Here is a 23338-nt window from a genome sequence, read left to right as displayed (position 1 = left end):
GCAGCGCAACGGTTCCAGGCTGTCATGCCCGACATGGGTGCTTCCCTACTCGCCACCCAGGCCACGGCTGCCCCTGGTGAGCTGCTGAATCTCTCTCTGAATGCGTCCGCCGTGCTGCCAGAAGCAGCAGTGCTGCTGGCGATGATTGCCACCCTGTTGGTGGACCTGGCCGGCGAAAAGGCCGCCACACGCTGGGTACCGCCGATTTGCTATCTCGGCCTGGGCAGCTCCCTGGTCTTGCTGGCCCTGCAATGGAATGCACCCCTCGAGCCCTCGTTCCTCGGCGCCTTTCTTGCCGACAACCTTGCTGTGGCCTTCAGGGCTGTGATTGCCCTGTCCACCCTCCTCTCTCTGCTGATTAGCTGGCGTTACGCCGAGAAAAGCGGCACGCCTGTCGGCGAATACGCCGCCATCCTTCTTGCAGCCACACTTGGCGCCATGCTCCTCTGCGGGGCAACGGATCTGGTGAGCGTCTTCATTTCACTGGAAACCCTCTCCGTCGCCAGCTACCTGCTATCGGGCTACATGAAGCGGGATGCCCGCAGCTCCGAAGCCGCACTCAAATATTTGCTGGTGGGATCGGCAGCAGCCGCAGTTTTCCTTTATGGCTCATCGTTGCTCTACGGCCTGAGCGGCAGCACCAGCCTCGACACCATCGGGCTTGCCCTCCAAACCAGCACCACCCCTCTCGCCGCCTTGGCCTTGGTGTTTGTGCTGGCGACAGTTGCCTTCAAGATCGCTGCTGTTCCCTTTCACCAGTGGACGCCTGACGTCTACGAGGGTTCACCGACTCCGGTGGTTGCCTTTCTCTCCGTGGGCTCTAAGGCTGCTGGATTTGCATTGGCTCTTCGCATCCTGGTGGGGTGCTTCGGTGCCTTCGACGATCAATGGAAATTGCTGTTCACCGTCCTGGCGGTGTTGAGCATGACCCTGGGCAACGTTGTCGCCCTCGCACAGACCTCGATGAAGCGAATGCTGGCCTACAGCTCGATTGGCCAGGCCGGCTTCGTGATGATCGGCATGGTCTGCGGCACCGAGGACGGTTTTGCGGCCATGGTTCTGTACATGGCGGCCTACCTGTTCATGAACCTGGGGGCCTTCGCCTGCATCATTCTCTTCTCGATCCGCACGGGCAGTGATCGAATCTCCGATTACGCCGGGCTCTATCAGAAGGATCCCTTGATCACTCTCGGCCTCAGTCTTTGCCTCCTGTCCCTTGGTGGGATTCCACCAATGCTGGGTTTCTTCGGAAAGATCTATCTGTTCTTTGCCGGGTGGGCAAACCACGAGTACCTGCTGGTAGTGGTTGGCCTGGTGACGTCTGTGGTGTCCATCTACTACTACATTTCTGTCATCAAGATGATGGTGGTGAAGGAGCCTCAAGAGGCGTCCGACGTGGTCAAGTCCTACCCCGACGTCAACTGGTCGTTGATGGGGATGCAGCCTCTGCGTGTTGCCCTGATCGGGTGTGTGGCCATCACCGCCGTCGGTGGAATCCTCTCCAATCCCCTGTTCCAGTGGGCCAATACAGCTGTTGCGGGAACACCTATGCTTCAGCAGGCCATCGCCCTATCCAGCTTGAAAGGCCTTGGCTGAGGGGGCACGGGCCGCAGTTGCTGAACTCCGTGGGATCAGCAAGATCTATGGATCTGGCGATCTCGAGGTCAAAGCCCTCGATCAGTTGAACCTCAACGTCCTGGACGGTGATTACCTCGCCGTGATGGGAGCGAGTGGATCCGGCAAAAGCACGGCCATGAACATTCTCGGTTGTCTCGACCGGCCCACCAGTGGGACTTACCGGCTGAATGGCATGGCCGTTGAACAGTTGGACGACGATGCCTTGGCGGACGTCCGTAACCGCTCGCTCGGTTTTGTCTTTCAGCAGTTCCATCTTCTGGGCCATGCAAGCGCCATGGAGAATGTGATGCTCCCGATGATTTACGCGGGAGTTCCCAAGGACGAACGGATCGAGCGTGCCCAAGCCGCCCTAACCCGCGTTGGCCTTGCGCAGCGACTGGACAACAAACCCAACCAGTTGTCCGGAGGACAGCAACAACGGGTGGCCATCGCGAGGGCCATCATCAATCGCCCCAGTCTTCTGCTGGCAGATGAACCCACGGGCGCCCTGGATTCCAGTACCACCGCAGAGGTGCTGGAACTTTTTGATGAATTGCACCAACAGGGAATCACCCTGGTGATGGTCACCCATGAAGACGATGTTGCGGCCCGTGCCCAGCGGATTGCACGCTTCCAGGATGGTCGAGTGCTGACGGAATGCCCAAAATGATTGCAATGCCCCTGCGGTAATGGAAGAGACCACCAAGGCTCTTCGTGTCGCACTCATCGAGGACGACCCACGCATTCAGCAGCTGATCGGCGCTGAAATCAGCGATGAGGGGCACGATTGCATCTGCTTCGGCTCCGCGGAAGACTTTCTCGAAGCAGCTGCCCCCAACAGCTTTGATCTGGTGTTGCTTGACCTGATGCTGCCGGGCATGGATGGCTTGACCTGCCTGAAACAGCTGCAACTGAAAGCTCCGTCCAGGCCGACCCTGAGGGTGGTGATCGTGACAGCTCTCAATGATGCCGACAAGCGTCGCGAAGCTCTCTCCAACGGAGCAGAGGCCTATGTGCTCAAGCCGGATCTGTTCGAACAGCTGCCGCAACTGCTCCGGACGCCTCCGATTCGCTGAGCCTCAGAACCAACCGCACAATGGTGGTTGTTCCCTTCGCCGACGGCTGCTGGTGGAGGCTCAGTGTTCCGCCACACCCCATGACCATTTCGCGAGCCAAGGCGAGACCCAAACCAGGTCCCTCCACCTTGTCCCCATCGCGGTCAGGCTTGCCCCTGAAAAAGGGTGACGACCACATCTCCAGATCCTCTGAAGCCACTGGAGCATCAAGGCTCTGACTGGCGAACTCCAGGATGCAGCGGTCGAGCCCGTCGCGCCCAGCAAGACTGAGCTTGATCGGCATGGAACGATTGGCATGCTGCCAGGCGTTATCGAGCAACTGATCCAATGCCAGCATCAGGGCTCTTGGATCGGTTTGGACAAGCAAATCGTCTCCTGGTTCCAGGCCGTGCAGCTCGAGATTCGGAATCAACTCCCGCGAGTCGTCATACCAGCGTTGCAGCAGCGGCCCCAACGGATGGTCCCCACAACAAACCACATCCGGATCCACCTCCAGGCGCGTGAGCAGAGAGAGATGACCGAGCAGCTTCTGAATCCGCGCCATCTCCTCCCGAGCCATTGTCAGGCGTGAAGTGATGGCATTGGGGAGGTTCTTCAGCCGAGCCATCCGCTGCAGATTTCCACTGACGATCGCCAGTGGCGTTCGCAGCTCATGGGTCAGATCGGTCATGAAGCGCTGCTGTTGAACCAGGGCCCGTTCCTCGGGGCTGAGGTCGCGAAACGACACCAACAAAAAAGGCGACTGAATCAACTCGACCGGCCGCCAACGCAGCAACTGAACCTGTGATCCGTCACCGTTGCGAGACAGCACCTGGCAGCGGCTCTCTCCAGACGTCCGGGGCAGAGGAATCTGGGGATCAAACAGCTGGAGAGCAGCCTTGGCGTGGGTATCCAATGGCCTCAGCTTTAGAACATCAGCCAAGGTTTGATTCACCACCTGAATTGGAACCCCTCCAACGAACAGTTCTGCAGAGGCTTGATTGGCCCAGTGGATCCTGCGATCCACATCAATGATCACCATCGCTTCGCTGGCCGCATCGAAAGCGACCTGGAGCATTCCCAGGGACTGACGCAATTGCGCGATCAGTTCACTATCCCTTGAGGATGACGAAGAGAAGGCTGAGCTGTTCATGCCGGACAGCCCATCTCAGCTTGATTCCATTAAGGGTCGCAGCGTTGCTGCAAACGACCAGCTGCCGTCATTGTGCTTCTCAGCCACGATGAAATGTTCACTCTCAATGGCACGCCCATCCGAGCAAAACGTTGCCAATTTCAACGGGTGATTCAGCACCTTGGACACCTCCGTCAATTTGAACCGAGCAAATCCAGCGTGATGGGAATCGCGGAAGCTAGGAGGCAGAATCAGACCGAGGGATTGACCGATCAGGGCTGCTTCCGTCCAGCCGTAGATGGCCTGGAAACGGTCATTGATTTCCTGCACGATCCCTGATGCATCGGCACGAACAAACGGGAGGTCTTCCTGCTCGCGCAGCGCTCGGATTCGATCCTCGGTCCAAGCTCCTTGTGACGACATAGCGGAGAGCAGTCGATTTCAATGTAGAGACAGAATCGGTGGAATTAATGTCAGTGCCTAAGGTGGAGTGAGGTTGATAGGCCGGATGTCACTGGAACCCCAGAACCGTCTCCGCGTCCTTCTTGTTGACGACGAACACAAACTGACCGATCTGCTTCGCCTGGAGCTTGATGTTGAGGGGTATGACGTTGATGTCGCCTCTGACGGAGCGAGCGGCCTGATCCGCAGCCGAACGGAACCCGCTCCCGACCTGATCATCTTGGATTGGAACCTGCCGGACTTCAGCGGCATCGACATCTGTCAGCGGATCCGAGCCGGGGGAATCACCATCCCAATCCTGATGCTCACGGGGCACGACGAAGTCACCGATCGGGTCAAAGCTCTCGATGCCGGTGTTGATGATTACCTGGTCAAGCCCTTTTCCATCGACGAATTGATGGCGCGACTGCGTGCCATGCACCGCCGCGCAGAAACATTCTCAGGGCCTGTCAATGGATCCGACGTCAACGAGGTTCTCCAGGTGGCCGACCTCAGCATGAACACCCGGACTCGGGATGTGAGTCGGGGTGATCGAGCCATCCGACTATCCGTGAAGGAATACGACCTGCTGAATTTCCTGATGCGGGGTGCTGATCGGGTCCTTGAACGTCAGGAGATCATGCACGGGGTCTGGGGAGAGAATTTTTATGGGGACGACAACCTCCTGGACGTCTACATCCGCTATTTACGACAAAAAATTGAATTGGAAGATGCTCCAGCCCTGATCCACACCGTCCGCGGTGTCGGGTTCATTCTCAGGGAGAAGTCGAGCTGAGGTCTCTTGTTCGCTCAGAGCGGCTCTGGGCTAGGGCGACGTGCGTTCAAGGCTGCTCAACACCTGCCCGACGATCAGCGACACAGGATCGTTTTCGAGACTCATCACGGACGACAAATCCAGATCACCAGGATCAACAGCTTGCCAACCAGCCTGGGATGGAGTGCGCAACTCGAAATGCAGGTGTGGGCCTGTACTGAGACCTGTGCTGCCGACGCGTCCAATCACCTCTCCTTGACGCACCTGCTGACCCGGTCGCACATAGATCTCCGAGAGATGGCCATACAGCGTGCGGCGCAATGGATCGGCATGTTCCAATTCGATAGCGATGCCATACCCCCCCGCAAGGCCACTGGTTAAAACCCTCCCCGAGAGAGCAGCCACCACCGGAGTCCCCTCAGGCGCCGCGAAATCCCGACCGGCATGCATCAGCCAACTTCCCAAAATCGGATGCAGACGCCAGCCAAACCCACTGCTGTTGAAGGCATCACCGGCAACCGGGAAGAGCAGTCGGCTGTCGCCGTTTCCAGGGCTCGGCAAGGGGCGGGGCGTGACCGCAAAAACAGATTCAAGCTGAAATGTGCCGCCATCACGGGCAAGAAGCGCTGACACGGGAACACGCAGCGGTTGCTTGGAGGGGATCAAGCGAACACGGGCAGGTGATGGGGCACCTGGCGAACGCCTGGCCACACCGGAAGAGCAGTCCCGACGGGACAACGCCCCACTCCGACAGGCTTCTTCGAAACGGCTCCGCCCCATGGGAACCGACGGTGAACCGCCCTGAAGCATCTTGCGCTCCTTGGGCGTGATCACCCGTTGGCGTTCCAGAGCATCAAGAGACTGATCAAAATCCTGAGCGGCCGCAGCTGGAACAAGCAACCAGATCACCGCGAACCAGCTCAGCACCAGAGGAGACGCTTTCACAGCCAAATCCTATGGACGGCGGTGCAACTCAGGGCCAGCGTCGCCAGCTTTCGGTCCTTGAACCCTGACGCAACCGCAGAGCACCATCCTTTTCAAGGCCGTTGACATGCCAGATCTGACCATCCTGGGGATGGACGAGCTGATCTGACCAGAGCCGGGCCTGCACTCCATCGATGCACCAGGCCCCATCACCTCCGACGGCATGACAGTGATCCAAAGCAAGCAAGATCTCCGCTGTCCAACGTGTCGGATCCGCAGCCTGCTGCCTTTCAAGCCTCCGCAAGGCAATGCCCTCGGAAGGCACTGGATTCCGCACATTCAGGCCCAATCCGATGCGCAGCAAACGCAGCTGGGAACCTCGCTGCACCACCCCCGGGAGAAGGCCGGCCAATTTGCGACCCTCCACGAGCAGGTCATTGGGCCATTTGATCTGAACCGAAAGCCCCCGCTGCTCAAGCCGTTGCACCACCGACAGTGCCAGCGCCAAACCGAGGAGACCGGCATGGCCAGATGCATGACTCTTCCAGGGCAACGCTGCACTGATCCAGACACCACCGACAGGAGACAGCCATGGGCGCCCCAACTGCCCGATTCCCCTGCGCTGGTGGGTGGCGATGACGGCGCGGGGCCCCATCAGGGAAGGCTGATCCTGCAACCAGGCCCCCAGCAGCTCCTCCGTACTGCTGCAGACAGGAACACGACGAAGGGTCCAAGGGCGCGCCGATGCCCCAGCGAGATCGCGATAGATCGCCATCAACCGACCACCACCCCGTTGAGGACGTTGGCGCTCAGTCACCCATCGATCACTCATCCATCGCATCCGCAAGCCGCGAGGCAGCGTCCACCAGCTCATGGACCGGCCGCACCAGCGCCATGCGCAGCCACTGGCGTCCGCCGGCACCGAAACCTGACCCTGGGGTCAACGCAACACCGCTGCGCTGGAGCAGTTCCCTGGCGGCGTCTTCATCAGTCCAACCCCGACGACGGGCCCCATCAGGCAAGGGGAACCAGAGATACATCGCCATCTCGGGAGAGGGCACCGACCAGCCGCGTGCCGTCAGGGTCTCCACCACACGATCGCGTCGCTCGCGATAGGTCGGATGCAGTTGCCGCGGCCAGTCGGGGAAGCTTTGCAACGCCTGGATCGCCCCCTGCTGCAAGGCCAAGGTTTGATTGAAATCGATGACCGCCTTGGTGCGACGCAGTGCGGATATCAGCGGTGCCGCTCCCACCGCGAAACCCAGCCTGAATCCTCCAAGGCACCAGCCCTTCGACAGGGAGAAGAATTCAATGCCGGATGAGCGCCAGTTCGGAGCCTGCAACAGACAGGGAGGCTGTCCATCCAGAGCGAGATCGACATAGGGATTGTCGTGAGCGATCACCACGTCGTGCCGCATCCCGATGGCCATGATGCGGTTGAGGTCCTCCTGGTCTCCGACCCGAGCCGAAGGATTGTGGGGATACCCCAGAACAAACAGCTTGAGCTGATCCCAGATCTGGGAGGTGAGTTCTGAAAGATCCGGACGCCAGTCCTGTTCAGGAGTGAGCGGCAAGGCTTTGGTTTTGGCTGCCGCAAGATGCAGTCCACCGGTGTGGGATGGGTAACAGGGGTCCAGATGCAAGGCAGCGTCCCCTGAATCGAGCACCGCCAAGGGCAGATGTGCGGTTCCTTCCTGGGATCCCACGAGGAACTGAACCTCTTGATCGGGATCCACCGCAACATCGAAACGATGGCGACACCAGTCCGCGACGGCGGCATGGAGAGGCCTCAGACCGGTCTGAAGGCAATAGGAGCCACTGCTGGGATCCATGACCGCTGAGGCCATGGTTTCCAAGAGAGTTGTTGGCGGCCGAAGATCGGAGGATCCGATGGAGAGATCCACCAGATCTGGACGCGCCGATGCAGACGCATGGACCTGGTAGGCATGCTTATCAGCATCAACGCGGGCGAAAACGGCGTTGCCCAGCGACGCGAGCCGCTTAGAGGTTGGCATCCAGGAAGGACTGCAGCTGCGCTTTAGCAATGGCTCCTTCATGCCGCGCTATCACCTCACCGTCGCGGAAGAGAATCAGCGTGGGGATGCCTTGCACCTGATAAGCGTCTCTTGTTTTCGGATTGCCATCAACCTCGACCTTGCCAACGCTCACCCGATCGGCATAGTCATTGGCAACCCAATCCATGAGGGGGGCGATCAGGCGACAGGGTCCACACCAGGCAGCCCAGAAATCGACAAGGACAGTGCCGGAAGCCTTGAGCACGTCATGCTCAAAACCGGCATCTGTGAAATCAGCAACTGCTCCAGCCAAGGCACTCATATGACTGAACCGATCCTATGGAAAGCCGGATGACTTTCCGTGGATGATCAGAGCTTGTCGATGGATCGCTTCAAATCCTCGAGCTCAGCATCAACTTCCTCCACCTGCACGGGCTTAACAGCCTCGGCTGCATCCGCCGCAGGCAGGGCGACCGCTTCAGGGCCTCCCTTCAGCTGAGCCCGCAGAGCTTCAAGATCGTCGTCAACGCCACCACCGCTTTCCAGAGCTGCGAACTGGCTCTCAAGATCAGATCCGGCCAACTCAGCCGCGGCCTGACCGGTGGCCTCCAGGGCTTCCACCTTCTCCTCCATCCGCTCGAAAGCAGCCATGGCTGAATCGGTGCCGATGTTGCCAACGGCGCTCTGCAACTGCTGCTGGGCCTTGGCGGCCTGCGCCCGAGCCTTGAGCATGTCTTTTTTGGTCTTGGCCTCGGCGATTTTTCCTTCGAGGGCAACAAGACTCTTCTTGAGCGATTCCACTTGCCCGTCCTGGGCCTTCACCTGTGCGGTCAGTGACGTCGCCGTCTCCTGAAAGGTCTTCCGGCGGGTTAGGGCTTCTCGAGCGAGAGATTCCTCTCCCTTTTTCAAAGCCAGCTCTGCTCTTTCGTACCAGGTCTTCGATTGAGCAGCGGCCTGCTCAGCTTGATTGGTCAGACGTTTCTGACTCGCGATCGCAAGGGCGACAGCCTGACGCAACTTGACGAGGTCCGCCTGCATGTCCGCGACGGACTGATCGAGGATCTTGGACGGGTCCTCCATGCTGCTGACAGCAGCGTTGGCATTGGCGCGAACCAGCCGGCTCAGCCGATCAAAGAAACCCATGGCTTGCCCTCAGTCGCGCTGAGGTTAGCGAGGTTTCTGCCACAGTCCTGCCTAGGATCAACTAATGGCGATTGCTCCTGATTCCCAACGGCGTCGTTTACCGGGCCTGGAGCTGCTCCAAACGGCTGCGCCACCACCCGCAGAACCCTTGAAGAAGTGTTTGGGAGCGCTGCAGCAGGGATGGAGAAAAGACGATCATCTGGCCGCGTTGTGGCAGGACTGGCCCAGGGTTGCCGGAGCACAACTGGCTCCGCACTGTCGCCCCTTGTCCCTGCAACGGGGGGTGCTGACCGTTGGAGCCAGCCATCCCCAGTGGCGCCAGGCACTCCTCTACAACCGACCACAGCTCATCAGCGCCCTGCATCAGGCCGGCCATGCGGTGCGTGATCTGCGCATCCAGCAACACCATTCCCTTCAAGCCCCTGTTTTGGAGAGTGAAGCCAGCATTTGGGCCCAACATCCAAGCCGCACGGATGTCCATGGCATGGGGACCTGCCCTGATTGCGGCAGACCGGCACCCAACGGCGAAATGAAGCTCTGGGGGCACTGCGGTTTTTGCCACAGGCAAACACTCACGCCCCAAATCTGAAACCTGATGAGCTTGTTTCTACCCGAGCACAGTGCCATTTTTCTGCACATCCCAAAGTGCGCAGGTCAATCAATTGAAAAAGCACTGGGATACCGTCACCATCACCGATATCACAAACTCAATGACCTGCCCAACGACATAGAAAATTATTTTCGGTTCACCTTTGTTCGACACCCTGCCAGGCGCTTCATATCCGCCTGCAAATACAACCTGAGAGTTGCCATAGCCACTCGCAATCAACTGGAGCGAGCAGAATTTAAAACCTTAAGCCCTACAAAAAAGTATCGCCTACATCTCGCAAATAGCGAACCAAACTATACATCAATTGTAGACAACCTCGTCGAAGGAAAGCTCAAAAAAATGCTGACCTTCATGCATCAGCACCATTGGCTTCAAAGAGGAAAGCCACAATTCATCGGCAGGGTAGAAAATATAAACACTGACTTTGCCATTCTCTCGAACATCCTGAATGTCAAAGCAAAACTACAACGCACAAATGAATCCAACTCGAGCGTTGATCTAGGCCATTTATCGAAAAAAGACTTTCGAAGAGTGGTGGAGTATTACAAAGATGATTTCCAAGCCACCGGATACTCCAGAAAACACTCTGATTTCTAATCAGAAACGCTCCGGACGCGGCTCACGCCAGTCGGCCTCGACACCATCGTCCTGCAGGGTTCGGGCCCGTTGCTCCAGGCGTCTGCGGTCCAAGCGCCACACGTCGTAAATCCCGATTTGACCCAGCCGTTCAGGCTGCAGGTTGCTCCAGTGATCGCGTTGTGCCGTGCCGCGATCGATCAGCACCAACACGGTGTCGGATGCGGACGGGGTGCCCAGGGGGTGTCCGCGCCAACCCCGTCGCTGTTCATCCGCCAAGCGATCCGCAATGTTGACCAGAGCGCCATCGGATTGCCCCTCATACAAGATCACTTGGCCTGTATAGAAATGAAGCGAGGGCTTCATGGCTCCGACCATGGCCATCGGTTCTCCGCTGCGCTGTTTCGACACCATCAAGGCAGCAGCCTCGCGGACCGGACGCTGCCGCAGACGATCGGCCAGTTCGGCAGTGGGGACAAGAGCCGTGAGGTGAAATCCCAGTAGACAAGCCTCCATCGCCAACAAAGCCTGACCAGCGGAGCGTCTCTGCAGGAGCAGGAACGCACCAAGCACCCCAGCGGCGCTGAACCAGAACGCTGCCCGTCCCAACAGACCACTGGCCAACAGATCAACCGACAGCGTCGGCATCTCCGGATCGTCGATCAACGGGACCCAAAGCGATCCCAGCCAAAAACCAGCGGCAAGAACAGCAATCAGAGCCAAGCTGGTTCCCCAAGCAAGTCGTTGCCAGCGCGATGATCCCAAGGTGACCTGGGCCACCAACAGGGCAGCCGCAGGGGTCGCAGGCAGCCAGTAACTCGGGAGTTTGGTGGCTGCTGTAGTGAACAGCAGCAGAACCGCCAACAGCCAGCAGGCTGCGAATTGATGCAGCGAATGCTCCGGGGCGGTCCGCGATCGAGGCACTTGCGCCAGCCCCAACAGCAGGTATGGCGTGAAAGGCAGCGCAGCCACGAGCATCACCGGGCCAAAAAACCACCAGGGCTGGAGGTGATCATTCACCACGGACGTGAACCGTTGAAGGTTGTGGTAGCCGAAGAAGCTGTCCCAGAAGGGCTGTCCCTCCACCAGCAACTCCACGGCATACCAGGGAAGGCTGATCAGGGCGGTGAGCAGCAACCCGGGCACTGGGCGCAGCCTCTGCCAGGGTTGGGCGAGATCCCTGCGCAACGCTCCGAACAACAACAGAACGATCCCTGAAAGCACAACAGCGACCGGTCCCTTGGCCAGGACGGCAAAGCCCAGAATCGCCCAGGCCGGCCACCAAGGCACCTCTTGGGGCGCCGCAAAGCGCCGCCACTGCAGCAACAGGCTGAGACCCAGCAGGCCACAGAGAAGGGCATCGCTCACCGCGGTGCGGCTCCAGACGATCACCAGAGGCGAAAAGGCAAAACCCAGTGATGCAATCAGTGCCGTGCAGCGGGGACGCGCATCACCGGGGAAAGGCCAACGCAACACCGTGTCGGCGAGGGCGAGCATCAGCCCGACCGTGGCCAGGGCGGAAGGAAGACGCGCCGCCCAACTGCCCAGAGGATCCCAAAACTCGCGCCCAGGCAAGGCATAACCAAAGCCCATCAGCCAGTACACCAGGGGCGGCTTGTCGTAACGGGGCAAGCCATTGACCCGAGGCGTCAGCCAGTCGCCGGTGTCGGCCATGGCCCGCCCTGCAGCGGCGAACAACGGAGGTGTTTCATCCACAACGCCGGTGGACCCCAGCCGCCAGAGCGTGATGATCAATCCCAGGGCCAGAACAAGCGCCAGAACCTGGCGTCGCTGTCGTCCTGAAACATTGACCGACAAGGAACTCTCAGCGCCTGGGGTTGATGCTGACATCCGCCGTCAGTCCTGTTCGAATCCAGGCTTCAACACGCTGGCTGAAGACCTCGCAGGAGGCATGGGCCTCAGCCCAGCTGCGGCAAGCCGAACGGTTAATGCTGCCGACACGACGCAGTGCCTCTGCGAGAGATGCGACATCGTCGGGAGGCACCAACCAGCCGGTGTTGCCTGAGCAGACCAATTCCCCGGGTCCGCCGCGGTCATAGGCAACAACGGGAACCCCACAGGCCAAGGCCTCCACCACAACATTGCCGTAGGCCTCGTTCCATTTCGGGGTGTTGATCAGAGCGCGGCAACTCCCCAACTCTTGCTGCAGCTCCATGGTCGATCGAAAACCGCGCCAATCGATCGTGCCTGCGGGAACGCTCGACTCCACCTGCCGGGCGTAGGCCTCATCCTCACGAAACCCCCAAACAAGAAGCTGTTCTCCCAAGGCAGCAGCAGCAGCAGCAGCATCTTCCAAACCCTTTTCGGGAGCGATGCGACCCGCCCAACCCAGAGGACCATTGGTCTGGATCTGAAAGGTGTAATTGGTCAGATCAAATCCGTTGCCCACCACATTGGCGGGAGCTGGCAGCTGAAAATCAGCGGCCTGGCGATGCGTGTGAAAGGCGAGGCGATGGGGGTTCCAAGCGGCAACGGCCTCGATCACATCGCGCATCACCGCTGCCACATCTCCCATGCTGATGAGGTGAAAAAGCTTGGCGCTGACCCGTTGCGTCAGCCACAGCGGCAGCCAGTCATACCCTCCATTGATCACGGCATCGGCGGATTGCCCCGCGTCGAGAGCGGTCTCCCAGAGAGCAGGCAGAAGACCGTTGTGAGGAATCTCCACCGGTGCGTGCGCTGCGGCGTGCTGCCAGCTCGGCTGATTCACACCCTCCACCTCCAGCAGCTCGACACCGGTGCAGTCAACGGGGAGTGTTGAGCCTTTGGCAGCCACAACAGTGAGCCTGTGACCACGCCGTACCAGCCCCTGAACCAGCGATCGCAGGGTGAGTTCCACACCACCACCCTCGCCGCTGCCAAGGGCCCCGATGGGCGTGTTGACAATGACGAGGTGGAGAGGCGAACTCGTCATGACGAGGTGTCCGTGATCGGCAGCGGCTCCCAGAACCTGCGCCGTTGACTAACGAAGATCACCGACACGAGCACCATCAGAACGCCAATCCACTGGAGCAGATCAAGGCGTTCCCCAAGCAACCACCCACCGGTGGCCAACGCGAAAACCGGCGTCAAGAATCCCAGGCTGCTGAAACTGGTGAGATCGCGTTGATTCGCGAACCAGAAAAACAATCCATAGGCCAAAGCGCTTCCAAAAAGGCTCGCGTAGCCCATAGCTGCCCAGTCCGATGCCGTCCAGGCCAGACCTTCATCAGCCTTCTGCAGAGCATGAACCAGAAGCAGGGGGAGTCCCCCAAGCAGCATGTGCCAGCCCGTCACGGTGACCGGATCGCTATGGCGAGACGCAAAGCGAATTAACACCGTCCCAGCCGCCATGGCGACGGCCGCCAGCAACATCCAGCCCTCGCCGGGCTGAAACAACTGCTGCACCACCGGTGGATCAGCCAGCAACCACCAATGACCCAGCAGCTCAGCGGGCAGGCCGATGCAGACGATTCCTGCCAAACCGATGGCCAAGCCCATCCAACCAATGGGATTGATCGACTCCATGAACAAGGCGCGAGCCATCAGGGCCACCAGCAGGGGCTGGCAATCAATCAGGACAGAACCGAGACCCGCACCTGTCCCCTCCAAACCCCGGGCCAAAAGGCCTTGAAACAAGGTGGCATCCACCAGGGTGAACAGCAGGAACCAAAGCAGGTCGCGGGGATCGATCGCCAAGCCACGACCGGTCCACTGACTCCAGAGCAGAAGAGCCAAACCCGCTGGGACCAGTCGCAAACCAGCAACAAGCCAGGGGCCAGAGCTGTCGAGCAACGGCGCCATGGCTGTCATGGCAGTTCCCCAGAGCGCGAAGGGCAGCACCATCAGGAACCAGAGTCGCAGTGACGGCATGAATGGGCGTTGGGGTGCTCTTTTTAAGATCTGGAGTGATGCAGCTGCGCAACATGATCTGGCCCTTGCGGCGCAAATCCCGACGACGGATGGCGCGCATCGTTGTTGACGGCCCCATTAATGGGGCCACACGGCAGCGAGTGTTGAAAGCTCTGCGGGAGGTGAAGCAGAGGGAATTTCCAGCGTTGCTGCTGCGCATTGACAGCCCAGGCGGCACGGTTGGAGACAGCCAGGAAATTCATGCAGCCCTTCTGCGGCTGAGGGAGCAGGGCTGTCGCGTTGTGGCCAGCTTTGGCAACATCTCCGCCTCTGGTGGCGTCTACATCGGTGTCGCGGCAGAGAAGATCGTTGCCAATCCAGGCACGATCACCGGTTCCATTGGGGTGATTCTGCGGGGCAACGACCTCTCCAAGGTCTTCGAACGAATTGGAATTCGCTTTGACACGGTGAAGAGTGGTCCGTTCAAGGACATCCTTTCCCCTGATCGCCCACTCAGCGATGCAGAGCGGGCTCTGCTTCAGGAACTCATCGATAGCAGCTACGGCCAGTTCGTGGGCGTTGTGGCGAAGGGGCGAAACCTCGAGCTGGAGACGGTGAAGCGCTTCGCCGATGGACGGGTCTTCAGTGGAGAACAGGCGAAGGCCCTGGGGTTGGTCGATGAGCTCGGCGACGAAGACCACGCCAAGCGCCTGGCAGCGCAATTGGCAGATCTCGACGAGGACGACATTCGTCCCGTCACCCTCGGCAAACAACGCCGGAAGCTCAGCGGCCTGCTGCCGGGATCCCAGCTCTTGCATCAACTGCAGCAACGCCTGTCGATCGAGTTAATGGGGAGTGGTCAGGTGCTTTGGCTGTACCGCCCATGACCCATTCCCCCATTGTTCTGAGAGGCCTGCGTGGGGCCACCACCTGCACCGAGAACAGCACAGCTGCCATTGAAGCGGCTGTCAGCGCGCTGATGGATGCCTTGGTCGATCGCAATGGTCTGACCCCAGACCAACTTGTGTCAGTGACCTTCTCGGTCACGGCCGACCTGGACGCCTGTTTTCCGGCCGCCATCGCCCGGCGCCGGCCAGGCTGGGACACGGTGGCCTTGCTGGACTGCCAGCAAATGGCCGTCCAAGGAGATCTCCCCCACTGCATCCGTGTCCTGGCCCACGCCTGGATCCCGCAGGACCAGAAACCCATACACCCCTATCAAGGCGACGCGCAGCGGCTCAGGCCAGACCGATCTGGTCATAACTGACAGATCACCCTCCGACCCCTGAGATCACCGCCTTGCGATTGGACTCAGGAGAATCCCATTCATTGAGACGTTTCCTATGGCTCGTTCCACCACCCGACGCTTGCTCGCTGGAGCCGGCACGGCTGCGGCTCTGCTGATGGGCTCAACCCTGTCTGGGATGCCCGAGCAGACCGCCTATGCCCAGGGCACGCCGAGCCTCCTGGAATTCCGATGGGACACGGATCGCGACTACCGCAAGCTGTACTACTACCAGACCTCCAACATCGACGGTGACCGGTCTGAGTGGTTCCTAACCCTGCGCGAAAAGGACCGCAAGACAGCGATCCTCAAACTCACCGTCACCGTGCCGGACTACTTCGACTCCAAGCTCAAACCCCATCGCATGCGCCTCTGCCGCACGACGGTTGGCGGAATGATGAGCCGGAGCAAGTGCCTCGAAGAGATTCCAGCCGTCATCAAAGTCACTGAGGACCAGACAGCGATTGAAGTCTTCCCCGACACACCGCTGCCGTCGGACGCCGACTATTCGCTGTCCATCAAGTTGTTCAATCCCCAGGGGAAACGGATGTATCAGTTCAACGCCCTGGTTCAGGCCCCCGGTGATGTGCCGATGTCCGGCTACCGCGGCAGCTGGCTGATTGATGTGGACTGACTGATAAAATCCCAAATTCAGATCGGCCGGTAGCCAGGAGACGTCCATGACCAAGCGCACCCTCGGAGGAACAAGCCGCAAGAGGAAGCGCGTCTCGGGTTTCCGTGTACGGATGCGTTCCCACACCGGCCGTCGCGTGATCCGTACGCGTCGCAAACGCGGCCGCGCTCGTCTCGCAGCCTGATCGTTAGGGGTGAATCCGAACGGTTCACCCCGTCTTCGACCCCTCTCAACAGGATTGGTTGATGGTCCTTCCCGCCTCCATGCGATTGCGCGGGCATCGATGCTTCAACCGCTTGCACCGATCCTCCAAACGTCAGCACGGAGCCTTGATGGTTCTGCGTGTTGCCTCAGGAGACTCCAACCTGCTTCGTCGAGAGATGCGGGGGATGCAGGATCAGTGCTGCCGTTGCGCTCTGGTGATCAGCAGCAAGGTGAGCAAGCGCGCCGTCAAGCGGAATCGCCTGAGAAGGCTTTTGCATGACCATCTGCGTCGGCGTTTCGAACGGCGCAAAGACCTGGCTGGGCGCTGGCTTTTGATCAGCCTTCGTCCAGAAGCCGCGGAAGCCGAACCCACACAGTTGCTGGAAGAATGCGACAGTCTTTTGAGAAGCGCCGGACTGGATCCATGACCAGCATTCAGGAAGATGTCCACTTCGACGGTGGCCCAGCCCGCGGAGACCTCATTTTCAACATCCTGCTCGGCTTCACACTGATCGGCCTTCCTTTCACCATTGGCGCCGTTGTACGTGCCCTCTGGCTGCGCTTCCGCATCACCAGTCGCCGGATCTCGGTGACAGGCGGCTGGATGGGAAAAGACAAAACCCAAGTGGTTTATTCCCAGATCACCGAAGTCCGCACCGTTCCCCGGGGCTTTGGCGCCTGGGGAGACATGGTGTTGGTTCTCCAGGATGGCGCCAGGCTCGAATTGCGCTCGATGCCTCGTTTCCGCGAGGTGGAGGCCTACATCCTCGAACGAATCAGCAGCCGTGCTGCGAAAGACCAACAGAAATCGACTGAAGGTTTCGCCGCCTGAGTGCAGCTGTTCATGCACACTGGCCTCACACCGTCCCGCCCCCCCGTTTCTTCAACGTGATCGGATACATCTCCGACAACCTGCTGATTCCAATCCTTGATTTCTTCTATGGATTGGTGCCCAGCTATGGCCTGGCCATCGTCGCTCTCACTCTCGTCATTCGGATCGCGCTCTATCCCCTGAGCGCAGGATCGATTCGCAGCGCCAGGCGCATGCGCATCGCTCAGCCAGTGATTCAGAAACGCCAGGCTGAGATCAAGAGCCGGTTCGCCAACAACCCTCAGAAGCAGCAAGAGGAACTTGGCAATGTGATGAAGGAATTCGGCAGCCCCCTGGCGGGATGTCTGCCGCTGCTGGTGCAGATGCCGATCCTGTTCGCTCTGTTTGCAACATTGCGGGGGTCACCGTTCGCCGACGTTCCCTACACGTTGAACATGAAGGTGATGCCGGCGGACCAGATCGCTGCTGTGGAACCCAAGCCGTTCAACAGCGCCAGCCACTCCATCTTCATTGGTGAAACCGACCATGTGCCGGTGATCGCCAGCCTGCCGCGGGGCACCAAGATCGGCGTTGGAGACAGTGCCACGGTGAACCTTCATACGAAGGATGGCCGCGCCTTCAGCGACGTGCTCACGGGCGTTGAAAACTCTGGACGCTTCGCGCCGACGTGGGAAGTGACCAAGGGTGATGACATCGTCAGCGTCAGCGACGATGGAACGATCAAGGCACTCGCCGCCGGCGATGCCACCGTTGAAGCGAAGATTCCAGGCCTGGCAGCCCGCAGCGGCTTCCTGTTCATCAAAGCCCTGGGGCAGGTCGGCTTCTACGCCGATGGTGCAGTCAATTGGGATATCGCGATTCTGGTTGCAGGCTTCGGTATCACCCTGTTCCTGTCCCAACTGCTATCCGGCATGGGCATGCCTGCCAACCCCCAGCAGTCCACAGCCAACAAAATCACCCCCGTGATGATCACGGGAATGTTTTTGTTCTTCCCACTCCCGGCCGGCGTTCTGCTCTACATGCTGATCGCCAACGTGTTCCAGGCACTGCAGACCTTCATCCTCAGCAAAGAGGCACTGCCCGACAACCTCCAGAAAATCCTGGACCAGCAGATGGCTCAGAAAACGGTGACGGTTTCGGCCACTTCGGGCGGTTCACGGCTGCCGTTTGAACCGAAGGGCAAGTGATCGAGGCACTGGAGCCTGTTCCTCTCCAGGAGCTCCGGGCCTTGGGCACACCGAAGGTCTGGGAGGTTGAGGGGGAGCTCGATGAGCTCCCCTCGCTTACACCGGTCCGAGGCCATGTTTCAGCAGAGCACCGCGGCAACGTCTTGGCGGTGCAGGGGCAACTCAGCACCATCGTCACCCTCTGCTGCGATCGCTGCCTGAACCAGTTCAATCAGCACCTGAGCTGCACTCCCTCTGAATTGATCTGGCTGGGAGAGGCCCCACCAACGGCCAACGACCTGGAGCATTCCGGAGAGGTTGCTGAGATGGAAGGTCTGGTTGATGTTCTCGATCCACGCGGTCAATTTGATCCCCAGCAATGGGCATTCGAACAGCTCAATCTGCTGCTGCCCGTTGTGAATCACTGCGGTGACCACTGTCCAGGCCCACCGGGCCTCGATCATCAACCGGCCATCTCTACCCCCGATTCGATGGAGGTTGATCCCCGCTGGCAGGCCCTTCAACAGCTGCAACAGCAGATGAACCAGCAATGAGCAGTGCAGCCTGGGGCCACCAAATCGACCTTCTGGTGCGTGCACGTACACCACTGATTTGGGTCCGCAGCAACGAGGAAGCACGGGTCGAAAGCCTGCTTGACGAAGCCGCCAAACGTCTTGCACGCCAACTGGTCTGCTGGAATTTCATCGATGGCATCAGCGGACCGGTGAATGCCGACGGCCAGGGAAGCCGTCAACCGATGGCCATGCTGCAGTGGCTCCAGCAACGGGATGCAGGCAGTCCGACCCTGCTGCTCGCCAAGGATTTTCATCGGTTCTGCGATGACCCCGGCGTCGCCCGGATGCTGCGCAATCTCGAGGGATCGCTGCGCAGCACCCCTCACACGCTGGTGTTGTGCTGCGGGCAATGGACACCCCCAGGCGATCTCGAAGAAAGCCTCACGCTTCTGGATCTCCCCCTTCCCGACAACGACGACCTGCGCCGACTGATCAGCAGCATCGGCATGAGCAGCGGCAGTCCCCTGACAGCCCCCGTCTTGGATGAGCTGGCACAGGCATGCAGTGGGCTCAGCGAGATGAGGGTTCGTCAGGTCGCGGCCCGTGCCCTGGCCCGCCGCGGCCAGTTGGGACCAGACGATCTTCAGGACGTGCTCGAGGAGAAGCGCCAGACCATTGCCCGCAGTGAGGTGCTGGAGTTCTGCCGCAGCGATGAAGGCACGGAAGCTATTGGAGGCCTCGATGGTCTCAAAACGTGGCTGCAACAACGGCACAGGGCATTTTCTGAAGATGCGCGGCGCTTTGGATTGCCTCTCCCCCGTGGCGTCCTGCTCGTGGGTCCCCAGGGCACAGGGAAGTCACTCACAGCCAAGGCCATCGCCTGCAGCTGGTCCATGCCCCTGCTCCGTCTGGATGTGGGGCGTTTGTTCGCAGGTCTGGTGGGAGCCAGCGAGGCGCGCACACGCGAGATGATCCAACGCGCTGAAGCGATGGCGCCCTGCGTGCTCTGGATCGATGAGATCGACAAGGGATTCGGGGGCGATGGACGCAGCGATGGCGGCACCACGCAGCGGGTTCTGGCCAACGTGCTCACCTGGATGGCGGAGAAACAGTCACCGGTGTTCGTCGTCGCCACCGCCAACGGTGTTGAGAAACTCCCACCGGAACTGCTGAGAAAGGGGCGTTTCGATGAAATTTTCATGCTCGATCTGCCCAGCAGCGCTGAACGAAACAGCATCCTTCAGCTGCATCTGGAGCGGAGACGACCTGGGCTGAAGCTGCCCGTGGCGACCGTGGTGAGCCGCAGTGAAGGGTTCTCCGGAGCCGAGCTGGAGCAAACCGTGATCGAGGCGATGCACCTGGCCTTTGCCGACAACCGTGAACTGACAGAGCCGGATCTGATTGGTGCCGCCTCCCAGCTCATTCCCCTGTCACGAACAGCCAGCGAACAGCTGGAGCAGCTGAAACAGTGGGCGGCCGGCGGCCGCGCCCGACCCGCCTCTGTTGCTGCAGGTAACGAAGCCTGACGCAGCGTAACGAACACTGCGATCAAGAGAGGCGGCAGTGAGCACCCTCCCTACGGTCCAACCAACTGCCGGATGCACGTGGAGCGCCAGAACGACATTGCCACTCAGCTTTGCGTGGCCTGCCTTGGCGCTGGTGTGATCACCACCATGGCCGTCGCCCAGGGTCAGAGCCCTCTCACTGCCCTTGGCATCACGCTGTTCTCAGGCATCGCAGCAGTCATGGTTGGCCAGGTGCTCTGAAACGGCCTGCCATAGGCTGCCGGCGCTGACCCCCCTGAAACCGTGCTCGATCAGCGCCTTGTGCGTGACAACCCCGAAACGATCGCCCAGCAACTGGGGCGTCGAGGTAAGTCTGTTGATCTCACCAAACTGCAGCTGATCGCTCAGCAGCAGCGTGATCTGGAGCAACAACGCAGCAGCCTCCAGGCGGAAGGCAATCAGATCGGCAAAGAGGTCGGGCAGCGGATCAAGGCAGGTGCTGATCCCAAAGGCGAAGACGTGGCCGAACTGCGCCACAAGGGCAATGCCATCAAGCAGAAGGTGGCGGTTCTTGAGGACGAGGAAAAGCAGCTGTCGAGTGAGCTCAAGCAACAGCTGCTTGGGTTTCCCAACCTTCCGGCCGAAGCCTGCCCTGATGGGCGCAGTGAGGAGGACAACATTGAGGTCCGCCGTTGGGGCAGCCCCCGCGTTGAAGACAACCTGGAAGAGCACTGGCAGATCGCCGAACGCCTGCAGCTGCTCGATACGGAACGATCCGTCCGAATCGCTCAGAGCCGGTTCGTCACCCTGCTGGGGCAGGGGGCTCGACTGGAGCGTGGCCTGATCAACTTCATGCTCGACCTCCATGCGAGCAAGGGGTACCGGGAAGTGCTGCCCCCGGTGCTTGTGAACAGCGCCAGCCTCACCGGCTCAGGACAGCTGCCCAAGTTCGCTGAGGAGAGCTTCCGTTGCGCGGATGACGACCTCTGGCTGACACCAACCGCTGAAGTCCCGGTGACCTCCCTGCACCGGGACGAAATCATCCCGGCGGATCAACTGCCGCTGCGCTACGCCGCCTACAGCCCCTGTTTCCGACGTGAAGCCGGTAGCTACGGCCGTGACACACGTGGTCTGATTCGCCTGCACCAGTTCAACAAGGTGGAGTTGTATTGGTTTGCGCATCCGGATCAATCCGAAGAAGCCCATCAGCAGATCACGGCCGATGCGGAAGCCGTGCTGCAGGCCTTGGAACTCCCCTATCGAGTCTTGGACCTGTGCACCGCAGACCTTGGATTCTCAGCACGCCGGACCTACGACCTCGAAGTCTGGCTGCCGGGGGCGGGTGCCTACCGGGAAATCTCGAGTTGCAGCGTTTGTGGCGATTTTCAGGCGCGACGATCCTCCATCCGCACCAAAGAAGGCAAAGCAACGAAACTGGTCCACACCCTGAACGGCAGCGGTCTGGCCATCGGCAGAACCATGGCGGCCCTGCTGGAGAACGGCCAACAGGCAGACGGCAGCGTTCTACTGCCCAAAGCCTTAGTGCCTTACGTCGGCCGCGAGCGACTCCAGCCAGAATGATCCGACCAGAATCCTGACGGTGATATGAACGTGTTGGCGGCCCTCCTGGTCCTTGCTCTGCTGATCGTGGTGCATGAAGCAGGACATTTCCTCGCAGCCACACTCCAGGGCATCCGCGTCAGCGGGTTCTCGATCGGCTTTGGTCCGGCCCTGATCAAGAAGCAACGTCGCGGAGTGACCTACGCCCTGCGGCTGTTTCCCCTTGGTGGCTTTGTCGCCTTCCCTGACGACGACGAGGAGAGCACAATCCCTGCCGATGATCCAGATCTGCTGCGCAACCGACCGATCCCCCAGCAAGCCCTGGTGGTTGCTGCTGGGGTGATGGCCAATCTGGCTTTGGCTCTGGTGGTGCTGTTAGGTCAGGCAGCTTTTGTGGGCGTCCCCGCCGAACCGGAGCCTGGGGTTCTGGTGGTTCAGGTTCAACCCGATGGTGCCGCAGCCCGATCAGGCCTTCGTGCCGGCGACCAGATCCTCAGTTTGAACACCAAACCCCTCACTGCAGGGCAACGGGGCGTTGAGTCGATGGTGCGCGATGTGAAAGCAGCACCGCAACAATCCATCCGTGTGGAGCGAAAACGGGGAGACGAGACGACAACGGTTCAACTGATCCCGGACGATCAACAGGGCATGGGGAAAATCGGGGCCCAACTCCAGGCCAACATCAGCGGGGAGATGCGCCGAGTGCGTGATCCCTGGGAACTTGTTCTCACCACCGGCTCGCAGTTCACCCAACTCCTGCAGCAGACCGTGCGTGGCTATGCCGGTCTGCTCACCAACTTCCGAGCCACAGCAGGCCAGGTCAGTGGTCCGGTGAAGATCGTTGAGATGGGGGCTCAGCTCAGCCAGCAAGGGGGATCAGGGTTGGTGCTCTTCTCAGCCCTCATTTCGATCAATCTGGCGGTGCTGAATTCACTGCCGCTGCCACTGCTCGATGGCTGGCAAATGATGATGCTCGCGATCCAATCCGTTCGCGGTCGTCCTGTTTCGGAACGGATTCAAATGGCTTTTGCCCAATCCGGTTTTCTTCTTCTGGTGGGACTCACCCTTGTTTTGATCGTGCGTGACACCAGTCAGCTGCCCGTCATTCAGCAATTGATGGGTCGGTGAGCCCGAGATGGCGCCCGTGTATCGTTGACGACTCAATCGCTCGCCGCCCCCTAGCTGCATGGCCAAGAAGTCGATGATCGCTCGCGATGTGAAGCGCAAAAAAATGGTTGAGCGCTATGCAGCGAAGCGCGCAGCTCTGATGGCGGCGTTTAATGCAGCCGAAGATCCGATGGATCGTCTGGAGATCCATCGGAAGATTCAGGCGCTCCCCCGCAACAGTGCACGCATCCGCGTCCGCAACCGCTGCTGGGCCACCGGCAAGCCCCGCGGCGTCTACCGCGATTTCGGTCTGTGCCGCAACCAGCTTCGTGAGCGCGCCCACAAGGGAGAACTGCCCGGCGTGGTCAAGTCCAGCTGGTGAACCACGTC

General features: G+C 60.0%; 29 protein-coding genes. 19 read left to right on the top strand and 10 right to left on the bottom strand.

The features are described 5' to 3' along the window. Positions 1-24: 24 nt before the first annotated feature. Genes SynPROSU1_RS03415 through SynPROSU1_RS03405 form a run of 3 tightly spaced genes read left to right on the top strand, consistent with a single transcriptional unit; the run spans position 25 to position 2693 of the window. Positions 25-1596 (top strand): NAD(P)H-quinone oxidoreductase subunit N, encoded by a 1572-nt coding sequence (locus SynPROSU1_RS03415; RefSeq protein ID WP_186572205.1) that lies wholly within the window; start codon positions 25-27, stop codon positions 1594-1596. Next, positions 1589-2287, top strand: coding sequence for an ABC transporter ATP-binding protein (locus SynPROSU1_RS03410; RefSeq protein WP_186571512.1), 699 nt, complete (start codon positions 1589-1591; stop codon positions 2285-2287). Before SynPROSU1_RS03415 ends, SynPROSU1_RS03410 begins: the two co-directional genes overlap by 8 nt. A 19-nt stretch (positions 2288-2306) precedes the next feature. Continuing rightward, positions 2307-2693: a response regulator gene (locus SynPROSU1_RS03405; protein WP_186571511.1), complete on the top strand. Its 387-nt coding sequence runs from the start codon at positions 2307-2309 to the stop codon at positions 2691-2693. Here SynPROSU1_RS03405 and SynPROSU1_RS03400 read toward each other — a convergent pair. Further along, complete coding sequence (locus SynPROSU1_RS03400) at positions 2635-3825, bottom strand: PAS domain-containing sensor histidine kinase (RefSeq protein ID WP_186571510.1); 1191 nt, start codon at positions 3823-3825, stop codon at positions 2635-2637. The two genes, SynPROSU1_RS03405 and SynPROSU1_RS03400, sit on opposite strands and share 59 nt — an antisense overlap. Positions 3826-3840: 15 nt before the next feature. Further along, positions 3841-4227, bottom strand: a complete 387-nt coding sequence (locus tag SynPROSU1_RS03395) for a PAS domain-containing protein (protein ID WP_186571509.1) — start codon at positions 4225-4227, stop codon at positions 3841-3843. A gap of 85 nt (positions 4228-4312) precedes the next feature. Here SynPROSU1_RS03395 and SynPROSU1_RS03390 point away from each other — a divergent pair, with 85 nt between their 5' ends. Continuing rightward, positions 4313-5041 (top strand): response regulator transcription factor, encoded by a 729-nt coding sequence (locus SynPROSU1_RS03390; RefSeq protein WP_186571508.1) that lies wholly within the window; start codon positions 4313-4315, stop codon positions 5039-5041. A 30-nt stretch (positions 5042-5071) separates the two neighbouring features. Here the strand turns inward: SynPROSU1_RS03390 and SynPROSU1_RS03385 are convergent, their stop codons facing one another. The 5 genes from SynPROSU1_RS03385 to SynPROSU1_RS03365 are packed head-to-tail and all read right to left on the bottom strand — an operon-like array spanning position 5072 to position 9102. Continuing rightward, complete coding sequence (locus tag SynPROSU1_RS03385; RefSeq protein WP_255444874.1) at positions 5072-5950, bottom strand: M23 family metallopeptidase; 879 nt, start codon at positions 5948-5950, stop codon at positions 5072-5074. 43 nt (positions 5951-5993) lie between these two features. Beyond that, positions 5994-6761, bottom strand: coding sequence for a biotin--[acetyl-CoA-carboxylase] ligase (locus SynPROSU1_RS03380; protein WP_370586242.1), 768 nt, complete (start codon positions 6759-6761; stop codon positions 5994-5996). Positions 6762-6768: 7 nt separating this feature from the next. Next, positions 6769-7959, bottom strand: coding sequence for an aminotransferase class I/II-fold pyridoxal phosphate-dependent enzyme (locus SynPROSU1_RS03375; protein WP_186571507.1), 1191 nt, complete (start codon positions 7957-7959; stop codon positions 6769-6771). Continuing rightward, positions 7946-8281 (bottom strand): thioredoxin, encoded by a 336-nt coding sequence (gene trxA, locus SynPROSU1_RS03370; RefSeq protein WP_186571506.1) that lies wholly within the window; start codon positions 8279-8281, stop codon positions 7946-7948. Before trxA ends, SynPROSU1_RS03375 begins: the two co-directional genes overlap by 14 nt. Before the next feature lie 47 nt (positions 8282-8328). Then, complete coding sequence (locus SynPROSU1_RS03365) at positions 8329-9102, bottom strand: PspA/IM30 family protein (protein ID WP_186571505.1); 774 nt, start codon at positions 9100-9102, stop codon at positions 8329-8331. Positions 9103-9166: 64 nt separating this feature from the next. Here SynPROSU1_RS03365 and SynPROSU1_RS03360 point away from each other — a divergent pair, with 64 nt between their 5' ends. Then, positions 9167-9691, top strand: a complete 525-nt coding sequence (locus SynPROSU1_RS03360; RefSeq protein WP_186571504.1) for a DUF721 domain-containing protein — start codon at positions 9167-9169, stop codon at positions 9689-9691. Positions 9692-9697: 6 nt separating this feature from the next. Further along, positions 9698-10309 carry a sulfotransferase family 2 domain-containing protein gene (locus SynPROSU1_RS03355; protein WP_186571503.1) on the top strand — a complete coding sequence of 204 codons (612 nt, stop codon included), beginning with the start codon at positions 9698-9700 and terminating at the stop codon, positions 10307-10309. Here the strand turns inward: SynPROSU1_RS03355 and SynPROSU1_RS03350 are convergent, their stop codons facing one another. The 3 genes from SynPROSU1_RS03350 to SynPROSU1_RS03340 are packed head-to-tail and all read right to left on the bottom strand — an operon-like array spanning position 10310 to position 14161. Next, positions 10310-12139, bottom strand: a complete 1830-nt coding sequence (locus SynPROSU1_RS03350) for a glycosyltransferase family 39 protein (protein ID WP_186571502.1) — start codon at positions 12137-12139, stop codon at positions 10310-10312. Then, complete coding sequence (locus tag SynPROSU1_RS03345; RefSeq protein WP_186571501.1) at positions 12114-13223, bottom strand: glycosyltransferase; 1110 nt, start codon at positions 13221-13223, stop codon at positions 12114-12116. Before SynPROSU1_RS03345 ends, SynPROSU1_RS03350 begins: the two co-directional genes overlap by 26 nt. Beyond that, entirely contained in the window at positions 13220-14161 is a 942-nt protein-coding gene (locus tag SynPROSU1_RS03340) for a DMT family transporter (RefSeq protein ID WP_186571500.1), read from the bottom strand. Before SynPROSU1_RS03340 ends, SynPROSU1_RS03345 begins: the two co-directional genes overlap by 4 nt. A gap of 53 nt (positions 14162-14214) precedes the next feature. On the opposite strand from SynPROSU1_RS03340, the gene sppA reads away from it, so the two are divergent. The 13 genes from sppA (at position 14215) to rpsN (ending at position 23330) form a co-directional block, all read left to right on the top strand. After that, a complete protein-coding gene (gene sppA, locus SynPROSU1_RS03335) occupies positions 14215-15027 on the top strand; it encodes a signal peptide peptidase SppA (RefSeq protein ID WP_186572202.1) in 813 nt (270 codons plus the stop codon). Further along, positions 15024-15407, top strand: coding sequence for a chorismate mutase (gene aroH / locus SynPROSU1_RS03330; protein ID WP_186571499.1), 384 nt, complete (start codon positions 15024-15026; stop codon positions 15405-15407). Before sppA ends, aroH begins: the two co-directional genes overlap by 4 nt. 76 nt (positions 15408-15483) lie before the next feature. Then, complete coding sequence (locus SynPROSU1_RS03325) at positions 15484-16059, top strand: DUF2808 domain-containing protein (protein ID WP_186571498.1); 576 nt, start codon at positions 15484-15486, stop codon at positions 16057-16059. 46 nt (positions 16060-16105) lie between these two features. Then, positions 16106-16243 (top strand): 50S ribosomal protein L34, encoded by a 138-nt coding sequence (gene rpmH / locus SynPROSU1_RS03320; protein WP_115024114.1) that lies wholly within the window; start codon positions 16106-16108, stop codon positions 16241-16243. Between the two features lie 61 nt (positions 16244-16304). After that, a complete protein-coding gene (locus SynPROSU1_RS03315; RefSeq protein ID WP_186571497.1) occupies positions 16305-16691 on the top strand; it encodes a ribonuclease P protein component in 387 nt (128 codons plus the stop codon). Then, positions 16688-17095 carry a PH domain-containing protein gene (locus SynPROSU1_RS03310; protein ID WP_186571496.1) on the top strand — a complete coding sequence of 136 codons (408 nt, stop codon included), beginning with the start codon at positions 16688-16690 and terminating at the stop codon, positions 17093-17095. Before SynPROSU1_RS03315 ends, SynPROSU1_RS03310 begins: the two co-directional genes overlap by 4 nt. A gap of 56 nt (positions 17096-17151) precedes the next feature. After that, entirely contained in the window at positions 17152-18282 is a 1131-nt protein-coding gene (yidC, locus tag SynPROSU1_RS03305; RefSeq protein WP_186571495.1) for a membrane protein insertase YidC, read from the top strand. Then, positions 18279-18815, top strand: coding sequence for a DUF177 domain-containing protein (locus tag SynPROSU1_RS03300; RefSeq protein ID WP_186571494.1), 537 nt, complete (start codon positions 18279-18281; stop codon positions 18813-18815). The genes yidC and SynPROSU1_RS03300 overlap by 4 nt, the downstream gene beginning before the upstream one ends. Next, positions 18812-20302: an AAA family ATPase gene (locus SynPROSU1_RS03295; protein WP_186571493.1), complete on the top strand. Its 1491-nt coding sequence runs from the start codon at positions 18812-18814 to the stop codon at positions 20300-20302. The genes SynPROSU1_RS03300 and SynPROSU1_RS03295 overlap by 4 nt, the downstream gene beginning before the upstream one ends. A gap of 72 nt (positions 20303-20374) precedes the next feature. Next, positions 20375-20542, top strand: a complete 168-nt coding sequence (locus SynPROSU1_RS03290) for a hypothetical protein (RefSeq protein ID WP_186572438.1) — start codon at positions 20375-20377, stop codon at positions 20540-20542. A 42-nt stretch (positions 20543-20584) separates the two neighbouring features. After that, positions 20585-21862 (top strand): serine--tRNA ligase, encoded by a 1278-nt coding sequence (gene serS / locus SynPROSU1_RS03285; RefSeq protein ID WP_186571492.1) that lies wholly within the window; start codon positions 20585-20587, stop codon positions 21860-21862. Between the two features lie 24 nt (positions 21863-21886). Next, the gene (rseP, locus tag SynPROSU1_RS03280) at positions 21887-22969 is read left to right on the top strand and encodes an RIP metalloprotease RseP (RefSeq protein ID WP_186571491.1); all 1083 of its coding nucleotides are present in this window, start codon (positions 21887-21889) and stop codon (positions 22967-22969) included. A gap of 58 nt (positions 22970-23027) precedes the next feature. After that, positions 23028-23330, top strand: a complete 303-nt coding sequence (rpsN, locus tag SynPROSU1_RS03275) for a 30S ribosomal protein S14 (protein WP_115024129.1) — start codon at positions 23028-23030, stop codon at positions 23328-23330. Positions 23331-23338: the final 8 nt, after the last annotated feature.

The organism is Synechococcus sp. PROS-U-1 (assembly GCF_014279755.1).
Classification (GTDB): Bacteria; Cyanobacteriota; Cyanobacteriia; order PCC-6307; family Cyanobiaceae; genus Parasynechococcus.
This window is presented reverse-complemented; position numbering and strand designations above follow the sequence as displayed.

What these genes read in the sequence shown, in the direction of transcription:
- SynPROSU1_RS03325 (WP_186571498.1), top strand. Translation starts at nt 15,484, where the DNA reads ATGGCTCGTTCCACCACCCGACGCTTGCTCGCTGGAGCCGGCACGGCT.
- SynPROSU1_RS03400 (WP_186571510.1), bottom strand. Translation starts at nt 3,825, where the DNA reads ATGAACAGCTCAGCCTTCTCTTCGTCATCCTCAAGGGATAGTGAACTG.
- rpsN (WP_115024129.1), top strand. Translation starts at nt 23,028, where the DNA reads ATGGCCAAGAAGTCGATGATCGCTCGCGATGTGAAGCGCAAAAAAATG.
- SynPROSU1_RS03365 (WP_186571505.1), bottom strand. Translation starts at nt 9,102, where the DNA reads ATGGGTTTCTTTGATCGGCTGAGCCGGCTGGTTCGCGCCAATGCCAAC.
- rpmH (WP_115024114.1), top strand. Translation starts at nt 16,106, where the DNA reads ATGACCAAGCGCACCCTCGGAGGAACAAGCCGCAAGAGGAAGCGCGTC.
- SynPROSU1_RS03415 (WP_186572205.1), top strand. Translation starts at nt 25, where the DNA reads ATGCCCGACATGGGTGCTTCCCTACTCGCCACCCAGGCCACGGCTGCC.
- SynPROSU1_RS03395 (WP_186571509.1), bottom strand. Translation starts at nt 4,227, where the DNA reads ATGTCGTCACAAGGAGCTTGGACCGAGGATCGAATCCGAGCGCTGCGC.
- SynPROSU1_RS03405 (WP_186571511.1), top strand. Translation starts at nt 2,307, where the DNA reads ATGGAAGAGACCACCAAGGCTCTTCGTGTCGCACTCATCGAGGACGAC.
- SynPROSU1_RS03350 (WP_186571502.1), bottom strand. Translation starts at nt 12,139, where the DNA reads ATGTCAGCATCAACCCCAGGCGCTGAGAGTTCCTTGTCGGTCAATGTT.
- SynPROSU1_RS03345 (WP_186571501.1), bottom strand. Translation starts at nt 13,223, where the DNA reads ATGACGAGTTCGCCTCTCCACCTCGTCATTGTCAACACGCCCATCGGG.
- SynPROSU1_RS03390 (WP_186571508.1), top strand. Translation starts at nt 4,313, where the DNA reads ATGTCACTGGAACCCCAGAACCGTCTCCGCGTCCTTCTTGTTGACGAC.
- trxA (WP_186571506.1), bottom strand. Translation starts at nt 8,281, where the DNA reads ATGAGTGCCTTGGCTGGAGCAGTTGCTGATTTCACAGATGCCGGTTTT.
- aroH (WP_186571499.1), top strand. Translation starts at nt 15,024, where the DNA reads ATGACCCATTCCCCCATTGTTCTGAGAGGCCTGCGTGGGGCCACCACC.
- SynPROSU1_RS03340 (WP_186571500.1), bottom strand. Translation starts at nt 14,161, where the DNA reads ATGCCGTCACTGCGACTCTGGTTCCTGATGGTGCTGCCCTTCGCGCTC.
- rseP (WP_186571491.1), top strand. Translation starts at nt 21,887, where the DNA reads ATGAACGTGTTGGCGGCCCTCCTGGTCCTTGCTCTGCTGATCGTGGTG.
- SynPROSU1_RS03355 (WP_186571503.1), top strand. Translation starts at nt 9,698, where the DNA reads ATGAGCTTGTTTCTACCCGAGCACAGTGCCATTTTTCTGCACATCCCA.
- SynPROSU1_RS03295 (WP_186571493.1), top strand. Translation starts at nt 18,812, where the DNA reads ATGAGCAGTGCAGCCTGGGGCCACCAAATCGACCTTCTGGTGCGTGCA.
- SynPROSU1_RS03315 (WP_186571497.1), top strand. Translation starts at nt 16,305, where the DNA reads ATGGTCCTTCCCGCCTCCATGCGATTGCGCGGGCATCGATGCTTCAAC.
- SynPROSU1_RS03310 (WP_186571496.1), top strand. Translation starts at nt 16,688, where the DNA reads ATGACCAGCATTCAGGAAGATGTCCACTTCGACGGTGGCCCAGCCCGC.
- sppA (WP_186572202.1), top strand. Translation starts at nt 14,215, where the DNA reads ATGATCTGGCCCTTGCGGCGCAAATCCCGACGACGGATGGCGCGCATC.
- SynPROSU1_RS03290 (WP_186572438.1), top strand. Translation starts at nt 20,375, where the DNA reads ATGCACGTGGAGCGCCAGAACGACATTGCCACTCAGCTTTGCGTGGCC.
- SynPROSU1_RS03360 (WP_186571504.1), top strand. Translation starts at nt 9,167, where the DNA reads ATGGCGATTGCTCCTGATTCCCAACGGCGTCGTTTACCGGGCCTGGAG.
- SynPROSU1_RS03375 (WP_186571507.1), bottom strand. Translation starts at nt 7,959, where the DNA reads ATGCCAACCTCTAAGCGGCTCGCGTCGCTGGGCAACGCCGTTTTCGCC.